This is a genomic window from Streptomyces sp. NPDC060064 (assembly GCF_042736455.1).
GTDB lineage: Bacteria > Actinomycetota > Actinomycetes > Streptomycetales > Streptomycetaceae > Streptomyces.
Genome location: NZ_JBHWWF010000003.1, coordinates 360,128 through 377,924, shown reverse-complemented (window position 1 = coordinate 377,924; position 17,797 = coordinate 360,128). Strand labels below are relative to the sequence as shown.

The window sequence follows — 17,797 nt, the reverse complement described above, 5'->3', positions numbered from 1 at the left end:
TTCGGCGGTGCCTTCGGAGGTGCCGCAGGAGCGTCCCGTGCCGCGGGAGAAGTCGGCGGGTTCCGTAACCTCTTCGCGGGACAGGACATTCCCATAGGCGTAGTGAACCCGAATCTCGCCGGAGTCGGGCGGCTGCCGTCGGCGCTCGACAACATGGGGAAACGACGCACCTGGGACTTCTTGCGGAGCGAGGACTCGAAAATACCCGCGCCTCCGAGGGTGCCGGGCGACCATGCGCTTATTTCCGGCGACCCTGTTTATTTCGGTAAGCGGACCACGACCATCGGATATGACGAGCGCACGCTGGGAAACGCGCAACGCGTCGCACGCGAACCCGGGAAGCACGACGTTATCGTCCATGGCACGAACGAGGGCGTCTTTCTGCCCGGCCGGGTGAACAGCCAGGGCAAGACCCTCATGGATTTCGAGGTGCATCCGACCCATATCTCGGACGCCATCCGCAGCAACCCGAACTACGACGGCGGCCCGGTACGTCTCATCTCGTGCCACTCCGGCTACGCCGCGCCGAACTCCGTGGAACTCCCTCTCGCCCAGCGGGTGGCCAACGACCTCGGGGTGCCGGTGAACGCACCGACCAACAAGGTGGGAACATCGCCCAACTTAGGCCCGGGGCAGACACCTCAGATTGGCAACGACGGCTATTGGCGAATATTCTTGCCGATGGCCGAATAGCGGAACGATCAACGGAGACACAATGATCAAGCGAGTGGGGTTCTTTCGCGAGTTCGAGCCTCAGGACGCGGACCTCTCCGCTCCGTCGATTCATGATGCTGTACGACCGCATGGGATGGACGACGAGTCCGGAATCCTGGCGTACCTTTCATCGGGGACCGAGATCTTCAGCGCCATGGGGGCGGAACGGGATGTCATTACGGGTGACGAGTGGCTTCCTGGAGCCGGATCACTCGTCACCGACGGCACTTGGATGTGGCCGATCGAACTACACCATTACGTGAAGCGGCACCACGCAGAATTGCCGGAAGATTTCCTGGCGACTGTGCGCTCCACGCGCTACACCGCTCCGGCAGTGTCACGCGACCGCGTCGAGGAGATCGTTCGGGAAGTCTTCGGCGGACTTCCCTTCGCCACTGGGGCGAGCGGCAAGGAGGACACGGGCGGTTTCTTCTCCTGGTATCTGTCCGATCTGACCCCGCAGAGCTGCAGCAGGCTGCTGAAGATTCTGGATACCGCGGGGCTGAAGGCCCGGCATCCGCTCACCGGCGACATCTCCTTTTCCCGTACCGGGAACGGCGGTGGGGATGCCCGGCCCGTGCGCGACGCGGGGGACCTGGCCGACCTCCTGGCCGATCCCGGTGACGTCGACATCGCCCCCCACCTGTGGTTCGCGTCGGACACCTTCACATTGGTCCGGGTGCGTCGACTGGACGACGCCACGGCGGTTGTCGTCCACGAACTCGGCGACCTGCAAGAGCCGGAACGTGAGCAGGTGGTAGCGGCACTGGTTCGAGCCCTCGACCAACTCCGTGACCACTGCCGGGGATTCGTGCTCGACCGCGCAGGGCGTAGCTCACGCGTCGCCTGGGACTCGGTGATCTGCGAGGGCGCGTCGCCGACTGCGCCTCTCCCCGACAGCGTCGCGCTCGATGCGACACGCTTCGCGCAGCTTTCCGGGTTCAACACCATGACACGCACCTCGTACGGACACCTGACGGTCTTCACCAGGAATCCTATGGTCGAGGGCCAGCCGTAACGTCGCAAACATTCTCAGCGTCGAGCCGCAACATCGAGCCGCCAGGTACGGGTTCACACTGGCGCACGGCAGTTGACGGCCACGGCAGGCCGCGGCTCTCGCGGAGACGGGGCCGGCCGGGGGCCTCCGACGGCCTCGCCGTCGGCGGGGGGTTTCGGGGAGCCGGGCGGGGCACTTCGTACGCCGCGTACATTCGGCCGACACCCGCGTACACCGTGTGTCCGTCCGCGCGTTGCCGCTGGTCAACGATGGTGGCGAGGCGGAAGCGTTGGCGGCATGAAACCGGCAACCACCCCGCCTGCGGGACTCGTTCACGACCCCGCCACCACCCACGAGTTCACGATGCAGTTCACCTCGACGCCGCGCGGGGCACGGCTCGCCCGTCGGCTGGTCTCGCACCGGCTGCACGACTGGGGCCACCCGTACGACTCCACCGCCAACGAGACGATCACGCTGATCGCGGCCGAGCTCGTCGCGAACGCCGTGCGTCACGGGCACGTACCCGGGCGGGACTTCCACCTCCGCCTTGCCGCGAGCCCGGCCGCGCTGCGCGTCGACGTCACCGACACCCGTACGGAGAAGCGCCCGAGTCGGGTCCTCCCTCCCGTGGCTGTCGAGGAAGAATCGGGCCGAGGCCTTGTCCTCGTCGACGCGCTGGCGACCAACTGGGGCATCTCACCGCGCACCGCAGCGCCCGGCAAGACGGTCTGGGCCTCGGTGGACCTTGTCCCGTTTCCGTCGTGATCCGCGTACCGTCCGCCTGTGGTCCATGTCATCGCGCTCGACACCTGGGAACTGCGGCGGACACGGTCAGTTCGAGAGGATGCCGGCCGATCATGCCAGCCGCAGCTATTACTTAGTGGTCGCCGGGGGTGGCGTCACGCCGGGCTCGATGGTCGACCTGACATAGATGCGGGTAGTGCCCGGCTTGAATTCGTGCGCAAAGAGGTCGACGCAACGGCGGAGGTACTGGCCCTCAGGAGTGTTGAGGTCATCAGGGCAAAGGCTGACCTGCCGCAGCCCTTTGACGAATATCTCCGGCTCCGGCAGCTCGAGGTGGGCGAAGGCGGCCGCCGGACGGTAGTCCTTCTTCTGGGGATGGAAGTTCCGGATCATCTCCGTACCCTTCCGAATCAGCCGGGGGGTGTACGCGTCCGCCTGCTGACTGGGAAGGGTGAAGGCGAGCAATCCCGTGTCGTAGCGGCTGCCGGTCTTGTATCCGGCCCGCCGGTCCGAAGCCGTCTTCGGGATGCGGATGCCGATCTCCTCGCTCATCCAGGCAGGAGTGGCGCCGCTTTCCCAGCAGCAGTTCATCTCCTCGTCGGTCTGGTCCGACGGCACTTCGTCGGCAACATACGCGAACACGCCGACTGTCACGGCAACACAGGCGATTACCGCCAGCACCACAACACCCAGGACCTGCAGGCGACGACCTGCAGTCCGCTCGCGGGAGGATTCACTGCTGGGGCTCTTCATGTGTAGCCCTCTACCGGCCTTCCTGCTGTTCACGCCCGGGTTCCGATTGCCCGCCCTCACGCCCCGGCGCGTCGGGCTTCGGGAGCGGGTCGCCGTTCGGGGCGGAGGTGCCCAGGTCGTAGTGCTTGACCGAACTGCTGCCTGACATGTCGAACTCCTGGGCAATGCCAGTGGTGTGCAGGCGGGCCATCTGCCCGTCCACCACCGGATCAGCCTTCGTCCCCGAACCGGACCCGCCAGGATCGGGAGCCGCCGCATTGAGTCGCATCTGCGCAGGTTGCCTGTCCTGAGCCTCGGACTTCAGCTGTGCCCACTCATCGTTGAACGTCGTCGTTGCCCCCGCCCCGATCTGCATCAACGGCCAACATTACCTATGATGTTGTGGGAGTTCACTGCAGTTGCTGGCCAATGGGATCGCGTCAGCAAACGACTGAGATCGCACCTGCGCCTGGCGAATCAGCGTGCACATGATGAGGATCCGACGTGCCTGCAGTCGTGCGCGAGGTGACATACCCCGCATCACCGAGGCACGCGCGACAAAACCCCCGGCTCGCGCTGGAGCGGTGCCTCGACCATCCGGAGAGCGGGATCTTTCGGGCCGTAGCTGCGGATCAGGACACCGTTCCACACCGCGCGAGACGGGCGGCAGCGCCATCTCGGGGCTTGTTCCACGCGAGGCGATCCTGCGCCTGCGGTCGGTCGACGCGCTGCGCCACCGCAAGAAATTGCAGCGGGCCCGCTCTCTGCTCTTCGTCGCCGCAACGCGGGCCCGTGACAGCCTCGACATCTTCTGGCACGGCAGTCCGAGCCAGTTCCTGCGGCCACTCCTCTCCGCCTGAGCACGCGGGGCATGTGAGCCGTCATGCTGCCGCGGAGTGTCCGGGCGTAGCCGAACGGAGTCTTAGGGCTTTCTTAGGGCTTCTTGAAGAAGGCCTGGCAGGAGGCCTTCTCGCGCCGAATCGGGCCTACGCTCTCGTCAACCCCCCACAATCCCGGCGGGCGCGGTCGCGCCTGCCGGGGTTTCCCTGCTTCATTCGACTCCTCCCGAGGTGCCGTACGCATGAGTTCCCGCCGAGCCGCTCGACCCCAGCCCCGCTCCCACGCCCGCCCCAAGGGCGGATTCCGAGCGCGCAATGTCGTCCTGGCAGTGGGTGCACTCACCGTGACGGCCGGTGTCGCCGTCACTCTTGCCACCGGCGGTTCAGATCCGAGCGGCGGCACGGCGGATCGGGTCACGACCAACGCTGCCGGGGATGTACCCGGAGGCACTGATGCCGGCGCGGACAGCGCTGATCCCCTCGCGCTGCCCTCCGCGAGCCCCAGCGTGGCTGCCTCTCCCACCCCGAGCGTGAAGGCCTCCGCCAAGCCCAAGCAGCCGGCGAAACCGGCCGCGTCGCCGAAGGTGGAGGCGAAGAGCGGGAGCGGCACGGGTGGTTCGGGTAGCGGGGGGCGGACGGCCGTCACGCCTCGCAGCGGCTCGGGCTCCGGGTCCGGCGGCTCAGGCGGATCCTCGAACGGCGCCGAGGCCCAGGTCCTCGCGCTCGTCAACAAGGAGCGTGCGTCGGCCGGTTGCTCGCCGTTGACGTCGAACGCAAAGCTGGTCGAGGCCGCGGACGACTACAGCGATGTCATGGCCGGCAGTGGCGTGATGTCCCACACCGGCCCCGACGGTTCCACCATGTCCGGCCGGGTGGACGCCGCCGGATATGTCTGGTCCACGCTGGGCGAGAACATAGCTCGGGGCCAGTCCGACGCGGCAGCGGTCATGGACGCGTGGATGCACAGCCCCGGCCACCGCGCCAACATACTGAACTGCTCCTTCAAGGAGATAGGCATCGGCGTGCACTTCGGCGACGGCGGTCCGTGGTGGACGCAGGACTTCGGGGCGGGCCGCTAGGTTTCGTCAGCGGTCGGCGCCCGCCAGCCCGAACGCCACCTGCACCCGCGCCCCGCCCATGGGAGCGCGGGTGATCTGCATCGCTCCGTCGGCGGCGCGGGCGGCACGGGCCACGATGTCCAGGCCGAGGCCGGTGGAGCCGCCGACGCTGACTCCGCGGGTGAGCGCGGCGTCCGGATCGGCGACGCCGGGACCCGCGTCGTCCACCGTCAGAAGCACATGCCGGTCGGTGCGCTCCACTCGTACGGCAAAGGCGGTGCCCTGCGGGGTGTGCCGAAAGACGTTGCCGATCAGGGCGTCGACGACGGCTGCGAGATCGTCCTCCGGGAACCGGACGGGGGTCGGCCGCGGCGTGAAGGAGCGTTCGCAGGGCCGGTCCTGCTGGGTGGCGAGCACCGACCAGAAGTCGAGCCGGATCGCGACCACTTCGGTCACGTCGCACGGCCTCGCCGGTACTGTCCCGGTGGCCGGTCCGGCGGCCAGTGGAGTGCGGGCCGCGGTGATGATCGAGTCGAGTTCACTCTCCAGCTGCGCGACCGCTTCCGTGACCCGCCGGGCGCCGGGTGAGCTGCCCATCAGGTCCGCTTCCAGATACAGGGCGGTCAGTGGCGTCCTGAGCCGGTGCGAGAGGTCTGCGACCATCTCCCGTTCGATGGCGAGGAGTTCCACCACCCGGTCGGCCATGGTGTTGAACGCGACGCCGGCCTCTTTCAGTTCCGGTGGCCCGTCGGGTTCCACCCGTACGTCCAGGTCCCCCGACCCCAGTGCCAGCGAGGCGCTCGACAGGCTCCGGGAGGAGCGGACCACGCGGGCGCCCAGCCGGTCGGCGACCAGTACGGAGCCACCCACCAGGCCCAGCGCGAGCAGCGACATGACGCCCCACGAGGCCCACACGCCCCGGGTCAGATCCGCACCCGGCACATAGGCCTCGACGACCGCGACGCGGTCCTTGGCGAGGACGACCGGCTGGAGATAGACCCACCCCTGAGCGGTGTCCAGAGCCAGCGTCTCCCGGTGGGCGACCGCACGCCGCAGAGCCTCCGGCGGTGCGTGCAGCGTGCCGACGAGTCCTCCGTCGGGAAGCCGTACGGCGAGCCGGTCGTCGGAGCCCAGCCCCGAGACCGCCTGCTGGACATCGGCGGGCCGGGTGGTCAGGGCGAGGACCGGCGAGAGAGCGGCGGCACGCTGTTCGGCGGCGGTGGTCACCCGGTCCCGCGCCTGTTCGCGCACGAGCAGGGCGAGCGGGATGAGGAAGGACAGCGCGACCATCAGCGTCGCGGACAGGGCGATCCCCGCGAGGGCACGTCTCATGAGGAGGTGACCAGTTTGATCCCGATACCGCGCACCGTGTGCAGATAGCGGGGGTCCGAGGGTCTTTCACCCAATTTCCTGCGCAGCGCGGAGAGATGGACATCAACCGTCTGATCCTCCAGATACGGCTGCTGCCACACCTCGGCGAGTATGCGTTTGCGGGATATGACCTGGTCGGCGTTTGCCGCGAGGTAGGCGAGCAGGTCGAACTCCCGCCGGGTCAGCGACAGCTCACGGTCGGCGAGATGCGCGGTGCGGGCCAGCGGGTCGATCCTGAGGTCCGCGACCTGCATCACCGGCTGTCGGCCCCGGTCGTCCGCGGCCGGGACGGACCGCCGCAGTACCGCGGCGAGCCGGGCGGCGAGCTGGCCGCCCGAAAAGGGCTTGACCATGTAGTCGTCGGCTCCGGCGTTGAGCAGCTTGATGATCTCCGTGTCGTCGTCCCGGGCCGTGGCGACCAGTACGGGCAGCCGCGAGATGCCCCGGATCATGCGGAGCACGTCGAGGCCGTCCAGATCGGGCAGCCCCAGGTCGAGCACCACGATGTCGGGCGGGGACTGGGTGATCTCGCGCAGCGCCTCGAAACCCTGGTGCGCGGTCTTCACCGCGTAGCCGTGCGCGGTGAGCACCTCGATCAGCGCGGCCCGGATCACAGGGTCGTCCTCGACGACAAGTACGGAGGCCATGAGCAGGCACGTTAGCGGGTCCGCCACTATGGTGTCGTGTCCCGGTATCTGCGCTACCTGCTCATCTGGCTGTCGTGCACGGCGGCCAGCGTCACGGCCGTCATCATCACGGTCCACTTCGTGGTGGGATCGACCAGACCGACCGCGCCGGTCGCGCAGTCCGCGCCAACGGACTTCGCCGCCTCGGCGACACCGCGCCCCAGCGTCTCCCCGAGCCCCACGCCCGCACGGAGCAGCTCCGCGCCCGCCCCGGCGCCGTCCAGGAAGACCGAGAAGCCTCGTAAAGAATCGCCGACTCCCGTGGCGCGGAAGACCCTTCGCCCACCGGACGAGCCGTCCGGGGCGAACCAGGTGCAGGGCTGCGAGGAAGGGGGCTCGGGTGTGCACACCATTTCGTCCCAGGGTGGGACGGTCACCGTGCGCTACGGAAGTGGCGGGGTGTGCCTCATCTCGGCGGTGCCCAACCAGGGCTTCACGGCGAGCACCACACAGAGCGCGCCCGACACCCTGACGGTGACCTTCGCGGGCGACCGGCATCGCTCGGAGATCACGGCGACAACAGTGCCCGTGGACCGGGCGAGTGTGCGGGAAACATCCTTCTAGTGCTCTGACCGGCGCCTCCCCGAACCCCGGACGGAGCCTCGGACGCCTGCCCACATCCAGCCGGTCCGGACCGTGCCACCGCCGGCCCGGTGAACCCATGCTCCGTCATGCGCGGGGCTTCGCGCGGACGTGCATGCGCTCCCCCTGTCTCCCGAAGAGGCTGAGGATCTCGACGGGCCGCCCGTCCGCGCTGCTGAACCAGTGGGGCAGCCGGGTGTCGAACTCGGCGGCCTCGCCGGGGCCGAGGACCAGATCGTGCTCGGCGAGGACGATCCGTAGCCGGCCGTCCAGCACGTACAGCCACTCGTAGCCCTCATGCGTACGGAGATCCGGCTCGGCACCCCGGTCGGAGATGATCATCTTGTACGCCTGGAGGGGGCCCGGGCTCCGGGTCAGGGGGACGAACGTCCCGCCGCTCGGCAGGGGGTGAGGTGTCAGCCGTACCCGGGGATCCCCCACTTCGGGGGCGCCGACCAGGTCGTCCAGGGGCACGTCGTACGCACCGGCGAGCGGCAGAAGCAGTTCCAGGCTCGGGCGGCGCTGTCCGGACTCCAGCCGGGAAAGAGTGCTCTTGGAGATGCCGGTCACCTCGGAGAGCGCGGCCAGGGTGAGGCCGCGCTTGGCGCGCAGCCGTCTGAGCCGGGGGGCGACCTCGTCGAGGACCGCTTGGTAGGGCGGTGGTTTGTCCATGCGGGCATTCCACCCCGCTGTCCCGGAATCAGCAACAGGAGTTGCCGTCGCCACCCGGCGGCTGCACGCTCCTCGGCATGAGCCCACACAACGATTCCGGACACGGACACCACCACACCGACATCGACTGGGAGGTCATGGCCACCCAACTGGAGGACAGCGGCGAACTGCAGCTCCCGGTCCTCCGCCGGACGGCGGCCCGCCTGAAGGAACTGCTCGCCCCGGAGAAGGAGGTCCGGCGCATCCTCGACATCGGCAGCGGGCCGGGCGTGATGACCTGCGTGTTCGCCGAGGCCTTCGCGGACGCCGAGGCGGTCGCCGTGGACGGGACGCCCGGGCTGCTGGACCGCGCCCTGGCTCGCGCCGAGCGGCTCGGCCTCGGCGGCAGGGTGGCCGTCCGGCACGCGGAGCTGCCCGAGGGCCTGGACGGCGGTGACGAGCACGGGGAAGGCGGCCTCGGCACGGCGGATCTGGTCTGGAGCAGCAAGGCGGTGCACCATCTCGGCGATCAGCAGGGGGCGTTGAACGCGCTCGCCGGTGCGCTGAGGCCGGGCGGCTTGCTCGCCGTGGCGGAGGGTGGCCTGCCGATGCGCTTCCTCCCCCGCGACATCGGCATCGGCAGGCCGGGCCTCCAGGCCCGGCTCGACGCCGCCCTGGAGCACTGGTTCGAGATCATGCGCGCCGAGCTGCCCGGCAGCACCACCGTGGTCGAGGACTGGCCCGCGATGCTCAGCCGCGCCGGGCTCACCCGCGTCGGCAGCTTCACTTCCCTCCTCGACCTGCCGGCGCCTCTGGGTGAGACGGCCCGTGCCTTCCTGCACACCCAGCTGACCCGGCTGCAGGAGACGATGGGCGATTCCCTGGACGTGGAGGACCGCAAGACACTCGACGTGCTGATCGATCCCCGGGCACCGGAGGGCATCCTGCGGCGGCCCGACGCCTTCCTCCTCTCCGCCACCACGGTCTTCACGGGCGTGCGCTCGGCTCGGTGACCGTGCCGGACACGCGGGTCGGCGGCGCCCGGGCCGGAACGGGCCTGCGCACGCAGAGGGTCGGGCGCAACGAACCCGTTGGCGAAGGCGATGGCGTCCGGCGGGCCCTCGGAGTCGGTCGTGGCCACTGCCCGGCACACCCGCATCCCGGGAATCCGGTCGGACTCCTCCGGCCATCCCCTCAGCCTTGGGCCACAGCTCAGCCTTGGGCCGCAGCGTCCACCACCTGCCGGCAACGTCCGGCTGCCCTGTCCGCCGTCATCCGACGTCCGGGCTTCGGGAGTCACCAGAGAGCGGAGTTCATGTTGAAGCCAATCAGTGCAGGACAGAATGAGGCAGCAGCCAGAAGTGCGGAGCAGGCGCCTTCGGTTCGGTGGGCGCTCGTCGGCCTTTCGCTGTCCATGTTGCTGTCCTCGCTCGGCACCAGCATCGCCAATGTTGGCTTGCCGACGTTGGCAGAGGCGTTCACCGCCTCCTTCCAGGAAGTCCAGTGGATCGTCCTCGCATATCTCCTCGCCATCACCACCTTGATCGTCAGCGTCGGACGGCTCGGTGACATCATCGGCCGCCGACGGCTGCTACTGGCCGGAATCTTGCTGTTCACTGTGGCCTCGGTCCTGTGCGGCGTCGCGCCCACGCTCTGGCTGCTGATTGCAGCCCGGGCGGCGCAGGGCCTCGGAGCGGCCGTCATGATGGCCCTCACCATGGCGTTTGTTGGTGAGACGGTTCCGAAGGCAAAGACCGGCAGCGCCATGGGGCTGCTCGGAACGATGTCCGCGATGGGCACCGCTCTCGGTCCATCGCTGGGCGGCGCTCTGATCTCCGGACTCAGTTGGCGGGCAATCTTCCTGGTCAACGCACCGCTGGGTATCCTGGCTCTTCTTCTCGCGCACCGCTACCTGCCCGTTGACCGGCGGCAGCCCAGGACCGATCGGGCCGGCTTCGACAATGTGGGCACACTGCTGCTTGCTCTGACACTCGCGGCTTATGCACTCGCCATGACAATGGGGCGTGGCAGTTTCGGTTCGCTCAACATGGCTCTGCTGTTGGTCGCTGCCTTCGGAGTCGGCCTCTTTGTGCGCGCCGAGGCGAGAGCGGCATCACCCCTGATCCGATTGGCGATGTTCCGCGATCCAGTGCTGAGCGCGAGCCTCGCCATGAGCGCCCTCGTCTCGACGGTGATGATGGCTACGCTGGTGGTCGGGCCGTTCTATCTCTCTCGTACGCTCGGGCTCGATGAGGCTCTTGTCGGACTCGTCCTGTCGGTCGGTCCGCTTGTCACTGCGCTGACCGGGGTGCCGGCCGGTCGCATCGCCGACCGTTTTGGCGTACAACGCATGACCATCATCGGGCTCATTGGAATAGCGGCCGGTTCCTTCAGTCTGTCCATGACATCGGCGACGCTCGGCATCTTCGGCTACATCGCCCCCATCGTGGTCATCACCGTCGGCTACGGGGTGTTCCAGACTGCCAACAACACCGCCGTCATGACAGATGTCCGCCCGGATCAGCGGGGCGTCACTTCCGGCATGCTCAACCTGTCGCGCAATCTCGGGCTCATCACCGGCGCATCGGTCATGGGCGCTGTGTTCGCGCTCGCGTCGGCGTCGACCGACGTCACAACGGCGCGTCCCGAGGCCGTTGCCACCGGTATGCGGATCACGTTCGTAGTCGCGGCGATTCTGATCATCGTCGCGCTCACCATTGCGGTGGGAAGCCGTGCTCTCTCGCGACACATTTCGAGCGGATGACGGTAGATGCGGAGCAGCAAGGCGGCCGCCGGCCCCACCCGGCCACGCATGACTCGGTCGAAGGAGCGATGACTTTCGAAGGTCCGAAACGTCTGCACTGTATGGACACCACTTCACAGACCTCCTCCCCCGACCTCCATCCCGCCGCCCGCGCCGTGGCTCAGCTGATCGACGGCGTCGACGACACCCGGCTCGATGACCCGACCCCTTGTCCCCAGTACGCCGTACGGGAGCTGCTGGGCCACCTCGTCGGGCTGTCCACCGCCTTCCGGGACGCCGCACGGAAAGACTTCGGGCCGTCGACCAACACCGACCCCGGGTCGGTGCTGCCCGTCCTCGACGACGACTGGCGCACCGTCCTTCCCCAGCGGCTGGAGGAGCTGGCGCAATCCTGGACGGCGCCGACGGCGTGGGACGGCGACACCCAGGCGGGTGGCATCACCTTCCCGGCCGCGATCGCCGGGCGGGTCGCCCTGAACGAACTCGTCATCCACGGCTGGGACCTGGCTCATGCGACCGGGCAGGAGTACGCCCCCGGGGAGGCAAGCCTGGAGGTGTCGTACAGCGTGCTGAAGCCGGCGGGCGACGACCCGGGCCGGGGCGGGCTGTTCGGCCCCGTCGTGGAGGTGCCCGAGAATGCGCCGCTGCTCGACCGGGTTGTCGGGTTCAGCGGCCGCCGCCCCGACTGGCAGCCGGGGGACTGACCGCCCGTGGGGCGCAGGAGGCGTCCGCCGCCTCAGGCGCCCAGGATCGCCCGGGCCCGTTCGCGGAGGCGTTCGTCCGCGGGGACTATTTCGGGCTCCAGGCCCGAGGTCACCACCCGCAGGTCGCGTTCGGCGAGCGCCGTCAGTCGGGCCCTGCACTCCGGGGTCAGCGCCTCGGGGCCGAGCGCGAGCAGGGCGTCGAGTGCCGTTTCCGGGTCGGCGTTCCGTTCGGCCGAGTCCAGGAGGAGGCCGGCCGCGCGGGTGCGGTCGAGGTCGTGGCCGAGTGCGAGGAGGGCGAGGATCGCGGCCGGGGACTGGTCCGGGTCGTCGAGGAGGCCTTCGAGCGCGGGGGCCAACGCGCGGGCTTCGGGTCCGAGTTCGGCGGCCGCCCGGGATGCGTGGCGGGCTGACCAGCGGGTCCAGGGACTGTCCGCCGCCTCCGAGAGGACTCCCGCGAGGACCGGGACCGCCTCGTCCGCGGCACCGGTCAGCCGCCACAGCGCGAGGGCTATCTGTACGTCCGTGTTGAGTTCCGGCGTGGTGCGCTGCTTGCCGGGGGCGGCCAGGGCGGCCCGCAGCTGCGGCAGCAGAGCGATACCGTCCGGGCCCAGACCGGCAGCCGCCTTGGGCGTCTCCGGGCGGATCGTGTCCGTCAGAAGGCCCTGGAGCTCTCTCACCAACGGGCCTGTCTCGCCGGTCAGTTCGCGAAGGGCGTCGGCTGCGGCGAACCGGCCTTCATTCGGCCCCGACTCGGCTGCCCGGCGCAGCACACCGGCGGTGCGGTCGCGGCTCTCCGGCGGGCAGACCGCCGCGAGCGCCCCGGGGGCGAGGGACGGAAACCGCTCCAGCGCGGCGGTCAGTTCGGGCAGCGCGGCTGCCGCCTTCGCGCCCCATCTCGCCAGCAGCGCGGTCAGCCACACCGGTTCGTTGCCGGCCAACCCGTCGGCACTCAGCCGGGTGCGGATCGCGTCGAGCAGCTCGGAGTCGTACGAAATCGAGGGCGCCGGCCGGACTCCCCGGAAGCCGCACGCCGCTCCAAGCGCGCGGGGCCGGTCCGCCAGGTCGCGGGCGAGCAGCGGGGCAGCCTGCTCCGGAGCCACCCGTACAAGCACCTCGAGCGCACGGTCGGCGAGCTCACCGTCCGCAGCCACGATCGCGGCCAGCGCGGGCGCAGCCGGGGCGGCGTGAACGCCCAGCTTGTCGAGGATCGGCAGCAGCGACGCGGTGTGCGTGGACGAAGGATCCGCCAGCAGCGCGAGAATCGCCTGCGCCAGCCGTGCCGGGGCGCTTCGGGAGATCATGCAGGCGTGCTCGACCGCCCACAGCGCCTCGCGCCGCGTATCGAGGTCCTCAAGGCGGAGCGCCGCCTCGATCAGCTCGTACGCCGACGAACGGTCCTCGGCCGTGTCGCGGCGCAACAGCGCGTCCACGACGCAGTGCAGCGGCTCGGTCCGGTCCTGGTCGAAGCGGCCGGAGACGAGCGGATCTGCCGGGAGCAGCGACAGCATGGTGTCCCGGTGCGCAGGCGACCACGGCAGCCCCGCGTCCAGGCACGCCAGGACGGCGACGATGCGCAGTGCGTCCGGCTCATCGGGCGCGATCGCCGCCAGGGCCGTCGCCGCGGCGGCCTCCGGGTCGAGGCGGACAAGCCCGGCGAGCAACTCCGCCCGCACGGCAGGATCCTGCTCACCCACCCATCGCTCCCGCAGCGCAGGCAGGGCCTGTTCGGCACCGGTCCGCCCTGCCGTCCAGACCGCGGCCTGGCGCACATCCGCCTCCGGGGAGGCGATCAGCGGGAGTATCAGCGGCAGTTGAGCCGCGGCGGCGGCCCGGCACGCCCCGGGCTCGTCGAAGCCGTACTCGTCCTCACTCTCCGCTATTCCGCCAAGGAGGACCAGCAGATCCACGGGCCTGACCCCGGCCGCGACCATCTGCGCGAGGAACGGCACGGCCGAAGCGGTCGCTGCGTACACAGTGCCCTGATGCAGGATGCTGCCCCACAGCTCGTCGAGCGCTTCAGCCGCCTGCTCCTCGTCGCCCGCCAGCGCGCGCAGCACGCCCGGCAGATCCTCGGCGCTGCCGTACGCATGCTCCAGCTCGGCCCAGCTCACGCTGTCCAGATCGGCGAACACCCGTGCAAGTTCCATGCCAAGGATCATGGCAGCAGGGTCTGACAACGCCCTCCCGGCCAGGGCTCAGGCGGGCTCAGGCCACGCCGCGCTTCTCGTCGTACGCCGCGCGCGACTTCGCGATCGTCACGCGTTCCGGTCCGCCCACTCGGTCAGTGTGGGGAGCGTGCAGTGCAACTCCCAGGGCTATCACGTCGCCTTCGGGACGGCGTCCGCGGTGGCGACGGTCGCGCTGAAACTGGCGGCGGTCCTGCTCCGTACGCCCCGCCGGACGGCAGCGGACGCGGCACCGGACACCGGACCGACGGGAGTCGCCCGGGCGTCGGAGCCGGACGGGGTGTGAGCAGTCCGCACCCAATATCCGGATGTGCCGGGAGCAGCGCCGATGCGATGCTCCCGGCATGGCACGTCACGTAAAGCCCAGCCTCTATATCTCCGTCGACATCGAGGCCGACGGCCCGATCCCCGGCCCGTACTCGATGATCAGCTTCGGCGCGGCGGTAGCCGGCCGCCAGGACGCCGCAAGCTATACGCCGACCGACCCCGAGGCGCACACCTTCTATCGCGAACTGCGGCCCATCAGCCAAGACTTCGTGCCCGAGGCCCTCGCGGTCAGCGGGCTCGACCGGGACCGGCTGACCGCGGAGGGCAGTGAACCGGCCGCCGCGATGGCCGAGTTCAGCGCCTGGGTGCGCGAGGTGAGCAGCACGGTGGGCGAGGGCGCGCAGCCGGTGATGTGCGGCTACCCGGCTTCGTACGACTGGACCTTCCTGTACTGGTATCTGATGCGCTTCACCGGGGCGAGCCCCTTCGGACACTCCGGATGTCTGGACATGAAGACGTTGTACGCAACCAAGGCGCGGCTCCCCCTGCGCGCCGTCGCCAAGGGCACCATGCCGCGCGGACTGCTCTCCAAGCGGCGGCACACCCACCACGCGCTGGACGACGCGATCGAGCAGGCGGAGCTGTTCAGCAATCTCATGACCTGGGATCCCACGCCGTCGGCGTAGCGACAGCCGGGACAGCGGGCGCGGCGGCGAAGCCGCCTGCTGCCCCGCCTCCCCGACCACGGCGGACTGCCCTCACACATCCACGACGGATGAGACTCGAACGTCGACGCGTTCCGTCGTGCGATCGAACTCGACGCGCAGTGTGTATCCATCCGCGGGGTTGTGCGCGATGATCCTCCCGCCGCTGCCGCCGCTTTCTCCGACCGCCCAGCACTGCCGGCGAAGGAAATCATTCACCCGATCATATCCAGCAGACTGGCTACAAGCCGTCACGCCCTCCATCGACCAGGAATGAACAGAGAATCCAGCGGGGTCGGCCAAAATCTCGCCGCCGCTCACACGTCCGCGGAGATCCAAAGCGTCGTACACCCTGCTGGAATACTCGAGGAGTCGACCTTCGATCTCCGCTGAACCGAACAGTTCCGAGCCGTCCTTGGTTTTCTTCGACTTTGCAGGCTGCACGCAGGGCGAGGTGACCGTGATGGACGCGCGAGTATCCCCGTTGCCCTTACCCAGGTCGCCGGCCACAGCGTTGAGCCAAAAGTTGTCCGAAGAGGTCTTCATATGCAGACTGGGCGACTTGGCTTTTTTGTCCACGTCACGGTCGAGCACGTACCCCTTCTCCTTCCAGGCATCGCGTGCCTGCTCGACGAGCGAAACACCGGCGCCTCCAGGTACACCATCCAGCCAGTAACTCCGCCAAACAGTGACGCGGTCCAACGAACCGCCGTCGCTCGGGTCCAAGCACGGGCGGGTGCTGACATCGTGACCGACCAAGCGGGGCTTGGGGCTCATCGATGCGACCGCCTGGGCAACCAGCTCGTCGGCCCGCTCGGCAGCCTCATCCTCTGTCATCTTGAACTCTCCATCCGAGCTCCCGCATCCGCCAATGACCGCCACGAGCAGAACGGCAGCAGGGACACCAAATGGCCTGAATTTCAAGTGCACTCCTTTCCGACGTCTCCTATGCGGCCTCCCAATCGTCACGGACCCGTCTCCGCTCTTGCCGCCGCTCGGCACGTCGTCCGCGCGGTTCAGACGCATACTGACGCCGGTCGTGGCCGCGCGCGCTGATGCCCACTCGTCGTCGAATGACATTGACTCCCCCGATGTTCCTTACTGCTAAGGATCACGAGGCTATCCGGGCTCACCCCCGAATGAGCAAGTGCGAAGTGGAAGCACCGGCGTACTTGAGGCCGACCCATACCACTCAACGCCACCTGCGGGTAAGGGGGTTCGGGCTCACATGCGCCCACGCGGCACGCCGCCCAAGCTCAGAAGGTCGGGGGCTGCCGGCATCGATTCGGACACGGCAGCCTCGCTCACCTCGATGCGGGGGAACACGCAGCCGCGAATCCGAATGGCCTTGCCCCCAGCGGCAGACGATCGTTCAGTAATCTCATGGCGTGGCCGGGGCGCTGACCCCGGGAGGGGGAAACGTCATGAAGTCCTTGTTCAGAGCGCTGCTCGCGCTGGTGCTGCTGATGCTTGCCGGGTGCGCGGGGTCCGATGAGAAGCCGGCCGCCGCCGGGCTGGACGATCCGGCGAAGAAGGAGATCGCCATGCGGCTCGTCTCCAGCGCCGAGAACTCCTCGCTGGACTGGAAGGCGCAGTACAAGTACATCGAGGACATCGGCGACGGCCGCGGCTACACCGCCGGCATCATCGGCTTCTGTTCCGGCACCGGCGACATGCTCGCGGTCGTCGAGCGCTATACGAAGGCGCGGCCCGGCAATGCGCTGGCGCCGTTCCTGCCCGCGCTCCGGGCGGTCCGTGGCAGCGATTCGCACGAGGGCCTCGGCCGTCCATTCACCGACGCGTGGGCGCGCGCCGCCGTCTCCGACCCGGCTCTCCGGGCCGCGCAGGACGCGGAGCGGGACCGGGCGTACTTCACGCCCTCGGTGCGGCAGGCCGAGCGGGACGGTCTTGGCGCGCTTGGGCAGTTCATCTATTTCGACGCGTATGTGATGCACGGGTCGGGCGACACGAAGGGGTCGGTCGGCTTCCGCACGCTGCGGGAGAAGGCCCTGAGCACCGCGAAGCCGCCGGCGCGGGGCGGCGACGAGAAGGCGTATCTGAACGCGTTTCTGGACGCGCGCGTGGAGGCGATCCGGCGGGAGCCTTCACACACGGACACCAGCCGCATCGAGACGGCTCAGCGCGTCTTCGTACGGGAGGACAGGCTCGGCCTGGAGCCGCCGCTGCGCTGGAGGGTGTACGGCGACAGCTACCGCATCGACGCAGAATAGGGCCATGGGTGAGAACCGGACAGGCTCAACCGTGCTCGACGACCAGCTGTGCTTCGCGCTGTACTCCGCCTCCCGGGCGGTGACCGCGGCGTACCGGCCGGTGCTGGCGGAGCTGAAGCTCACCTATCCGCAGTATCTGGTGATGCTGGCCGTCTGGGAGCGCGGCGAGGTCCCGATGAAGGAGCTCGGCGCGGCACTCGGCCTCGACTACGGCACGCTGTCGCCGCTGCTGAAGCGGCTGGAGTCGGCCGGGCTGCTGCGGCGGGAGCGGCGGACGGACGACGAACGGCTGGTCATGGTGGCGGCGACGGAGCGGGGCGAGGCGCTGCGGGAGCGGGCCGAGCGGGTGCCGACTGCGATGGGCCGGAGGTACGGGCTGACCGCGGATGAGGCCGACCGGCTGCGGGACCAGCTGCGGCAGCTGGTCGACCGCCTGAGCTGAGCCCGGACAGAAGCACGGCCGACCAGAAGCACGGCCAGAAGCACGGCCAGAGGCAAACCAGAAGCACGCGGCGATTCGACGTGGCGACTGTCACAACCAGTTACATCGTGCACAATTTAATTGCA

At 69.0% G+C, this 17,797-nt stretch carries 20 protein-coding genes and 1 pseudogene; 13 read left to right on the top strand and 8 right to left on the bottom strand.

The window, feature by feature from the left end; genetic code table 11:
• The first annotated feature begins 102 nt into the window (after positions 1-102).
• The 3 genes from ACFWDI_RS06015 (at position 103) to ACFWDI_RS06005 (ending at position 2,476) form a co-directional block, all read left to right on the top strand.
• Positions 103-693, top strand: coding sequence for a hypothetical protein (locus tag ACFWDI_RS06015; RefSeq protein ID WP_385301571.1), 591 nt, complete (start codon positions 103-105; stop codon positions 691-693).
• Entirely contained in the window at positions 647-1,732 is a 1,086-nt protein-coding gene (locus ACFWDI_RS06010; RefSeq protein ID WP_385301570.1) for a hypothetical protein, read from the top strand. Before ACFWDI_RS06015 ends, ACFWDI_RS06010 begins: the two co-directional genes overlap by 47 nt.
• A gap of 276 nt (positions 1,733-2,008) precedes the next feature.
• Positions 2,009-2,476: an ATP-binding protein gene (locus tag ACFWDI_RS06005; RefSeq protein ID WP_385301568.1), complete on the top strand. Its 468-nt coding sequence runs from the start codon at positions 2,009-2,011 to the stop codon at positions 2,474-2,476.
• A 108-nt stretch (positions 2,477-2,584) separates the two neighbouring features.
• On the opposite strand, the gene ACFWDI_RS06000 is transcribed toward ACFWDI_RS06005, so the two are convergent.
• On the bottom strand, positions 2,585-3,208 hold the full coding sequence (locus tag ACFWDI_RS06000) for a hypothetical protein (RefSeq protein WP_385301567.1): 624 nt from the start codon (positions 3,206-3,208) through the stop codon (positions 2,585-2,587).
• A 10-nt stretch (positions 3,209-3,218) separates the two neighbouring features.
• Entirely contained in the window at positions 3,219-3,566 is a 348-nt protein-coding gene (locus ACFWDI_RS05995; RefSeq protein ID WP_385301566.1) for a hypothetical protein, read from the bottom strand.
• A gap of 301 nt (positions 3,567-3,867) precedes the next feature.
• On the opposite strand from ACFWDI_RS05995, the pseudogene ACFWDI_RS05990 reads away from it, so the two are divergent.
• Both ACFWDI_RS05990 and ACFWDI_RS05985 read left to right on the top strand, forming a co-directional pair.
• Positions 3,868-4,047: pseudogene (locus ACFWDI_RS05990) on the top strand (DNA helicase); the annotation flags it as partial.
• Between the two features lie 221 nt (positions 4,048-4,268).
• On the top strand, positions 4,269-5,105 hold the full coding sequence (locus ACFWDI_RS05985) for a CAP domain-containing protein (protein WP_385301565.1): 837 nt from the start codon (positions 4,269-4,271) through the stop codon (positions 5,103-5,105).
• Between the two features lie 6 nt (positions 5,106-5,111).
• Here ACFWDI_RS05985 and ACFWDI_RS05980 read toward each other — a convergent pair whose 3' ends face one another.
• Genes ACFWDI_RS05980 through ACFWDI_RS05970 form a run of 3 tightly spaced genes read right to left on the bottom strand, consistent with a single transcriptional unit; the run spans position 5,112 to position 7,494 of the window.
• The gene (locus tag ACFWDI_RS05980; RefSeq protein ID WP_385301564.1) at positions 5,112-6,416 is read right to left on the bottom strand and encodes a sensor histidine kinase; all 1,305 of its coding nucleotides are present in this window, start codon (positions 6,414-6,416) and stop codon (positions 5,112-5,114) included.
• Positions 6,413-7,102 (bottom strand): response regulator transcription factor, encoded by a 690-nt coding sequence (locus tag ACFWDI_RS05975; protein ID WP_385301562.1) that lies wholly within the window; start codon positions 7,100-7,102, stop codon positions 6,413-6,415. Before ACFWDI_RS05975 ends, ACFWDI_RS05980 begins: the two co-directional genes overlap by 4 nt.
• A 53-nt stretch (positions 7,103-7,155) precedes the next feature.
• Complete coding sequence (locus tag ACFWDI_RS05970; protein WP_385301561.1) at positions 7,156-7,494, bottom strand: hypothetical protein; 339 nt, start codon at positions 7,492-7,494, stop codon at positions 7,156-7,158.
• On the opposite strand from ACFWDI_RS05970, the gene ACFWDI_RS05965 reads away from it, so the two are divergent.
• Complete coding sequence (locus ACFWDI_RS05965) at positions 7,484-7,705, top strand: hypothetical protein (RefSeq protein ID WP_362677007.1); 222 nt, start codon at positions 7,484-7,486, stop codon at positions 7,703-7,705. The two genes, ACFWDI_RS05970 and ACFWDI_RS05965, sit on opposite strands and share 11 nt — an antisense overlap.
• A gap of 105 nt (positions 7,706-7,810) precedes the next feature.
• On the opposite strand, the gene ACFWDI_RS05960 is transcribed toward ACFWDI_RS05965, so the two are convergent.
• The gene (locus ACFWDI_RS05960; protein WP_385301559.1) at positions 7,811-8,395 is read right to left on the bottom strand and encodes a helix-turn-helix domain-containing protein; all 585 of its coding nucleotides are present in this window, start codon (positions 8,393-8,395) and stop codon (positions 7,811-7,813) included.
• Between the two features lie 77 nt (positions 8,396-8,472).
• On the opposite strand from ACFWDI_RS05960, the gene ACFWDI_RS05955 reads away from it, so the two are divergent.
• The 3 genes from ACFWDI_RS05955 to ACFWDI_RS05945 all read left to right on the top strand — a co-directional run bounded on the left by ACFWDI_RS05955 (position 8,473) and on the right by ACFWDI_RS05945 (position 11,842).
• Positions 8,473-9,387, top strand: coding sequence for a class I SAM-dependent methyltransferase (locus tag ACFWDI_RS05955; protein WP_385301558.1), 915 nt, complete (start codon positions 8,473-8,475; stop codon positions 9,385-9,387).
• A gap of 302 nt (positions 9,388-9,689) precedes the next feature.
• Positions 9,690-11,138 (top strand): MFS transporter, encoded by a 1,449-nt coding sequence (locus tag ACFWDI_RS05950; RefSeq protein WP_385301557.1) that lies wholly within the window; start codon positions 9,690-9,692, stop codon positions 11,136-11,138.
• Positions 11,139-11,206: 68 nt separating this feature from the next.
• The gene (locus tag ACFWDI_RS05945; protein WP_385301556.1) at positions 11,207-11,842 is read left to right on the top strand and encodes a TIGR03086 family metal-binding protein; all 636 of its coding nucleotides are present in this window, start codon (positions 11,207-11,209) and stop codon (positions 11,840-11,842) included.
• Between the two features lie 32 nt (positions 11,843-11,874).
• Here ACFWDI_RS05945 and ACFWDI_RS05940 read toward each other — a convergent pair whose 3' ends face one another.
• Positions 11,875-13,989 (bottom strand): HEAT repeat domain-containing protein, encoded by a 2,115-nt coding sequence (locus tag ACFWDI_RS05940; protein ID WP_385301554.1) that lies wholly within the window; start codon positions 13,987-13,989, stop codon positions 11,875-11,877.
• A gap of 10 nt (positions 13,990-13,999) precedes the next feature.
• Here ACFWDI_RS05940 and ACFWDI_RS05935 point away from each other — a divergent pair, with 10 nt between their 5' ends.
• The gene (locus ACFWDI_RS05935) at positions 14,000-14,314 is read left to right on the top strand and encodes a hypothetical protein (protein WP_385301553.1); all 315 of its coding nucleotides are present in this window, start codon (positions 14,000-14,002) and stop codon (positions 14,312-14,314) included.
• 58 nt (positions 14,315-14,372) lie between these two features.
• The gene (locus ACFWDI_RS05930; RefSeq protein WP_385301552.1) at positions 14,373-14,981 is read left to right on the top strand and encodes an exonuclease domain-containing protein; all 609 of its coding nucleotides are present in this window, start codon (positions 14,373-14,375) and stop codon (positions 14,979-14,981) included.
• 72 nt (positions 14,982-15,053) lie between these two features.
• Here the strand turns inward: ACFWDI_RS05930 and ACFWDI_RS05925 are convergent, their stop codons facing one another.
• Positions 15,054-15,836 (bottom strand): hypothetical protein, encoded by a 783-nt coding sequence (locus ACFWDI_RS05925; protein WP_385301551.1) that lies wholly within the window; start codon positions 15,834-15,836, stop codon positions 15,054-15,056.
• 587 nt (positions 15,837-16,423) lie between these two features.
• Between ACFWDI_RS05925 and ACFWDI_RS05920 the strand changes: the two genes are divergently transcribed.
• Both ACFWDI_RS05920 and ACFWDI_RS05915 read left to right on the top strand, forming a co-directional pair.
• Entirely contained in the window at positions 16,424-17,230 is an 807-nt protein-coding gene (locus ACFWDI_RS05920) for a chitosanase (RefSeq protein WP_385301550.1), read from the top strand.
• A gap of 4 nt (positions 17,231-17,234) precedes the next feature.
• Positions 17,235-17,672 (top strand): MarR family winged helix-turn-helix transcriptional regulator, encoded by a 438-nt coding sequence (locus ACFWDI_RS05915; RefSeq protein WP_385301549.1) that lies wholly within the window; start codon positions 17,235-17,237, stop codon positions 17,670-17,672.
• Positions 17,673-17,797: the final 125 nt, after the last annotated feature.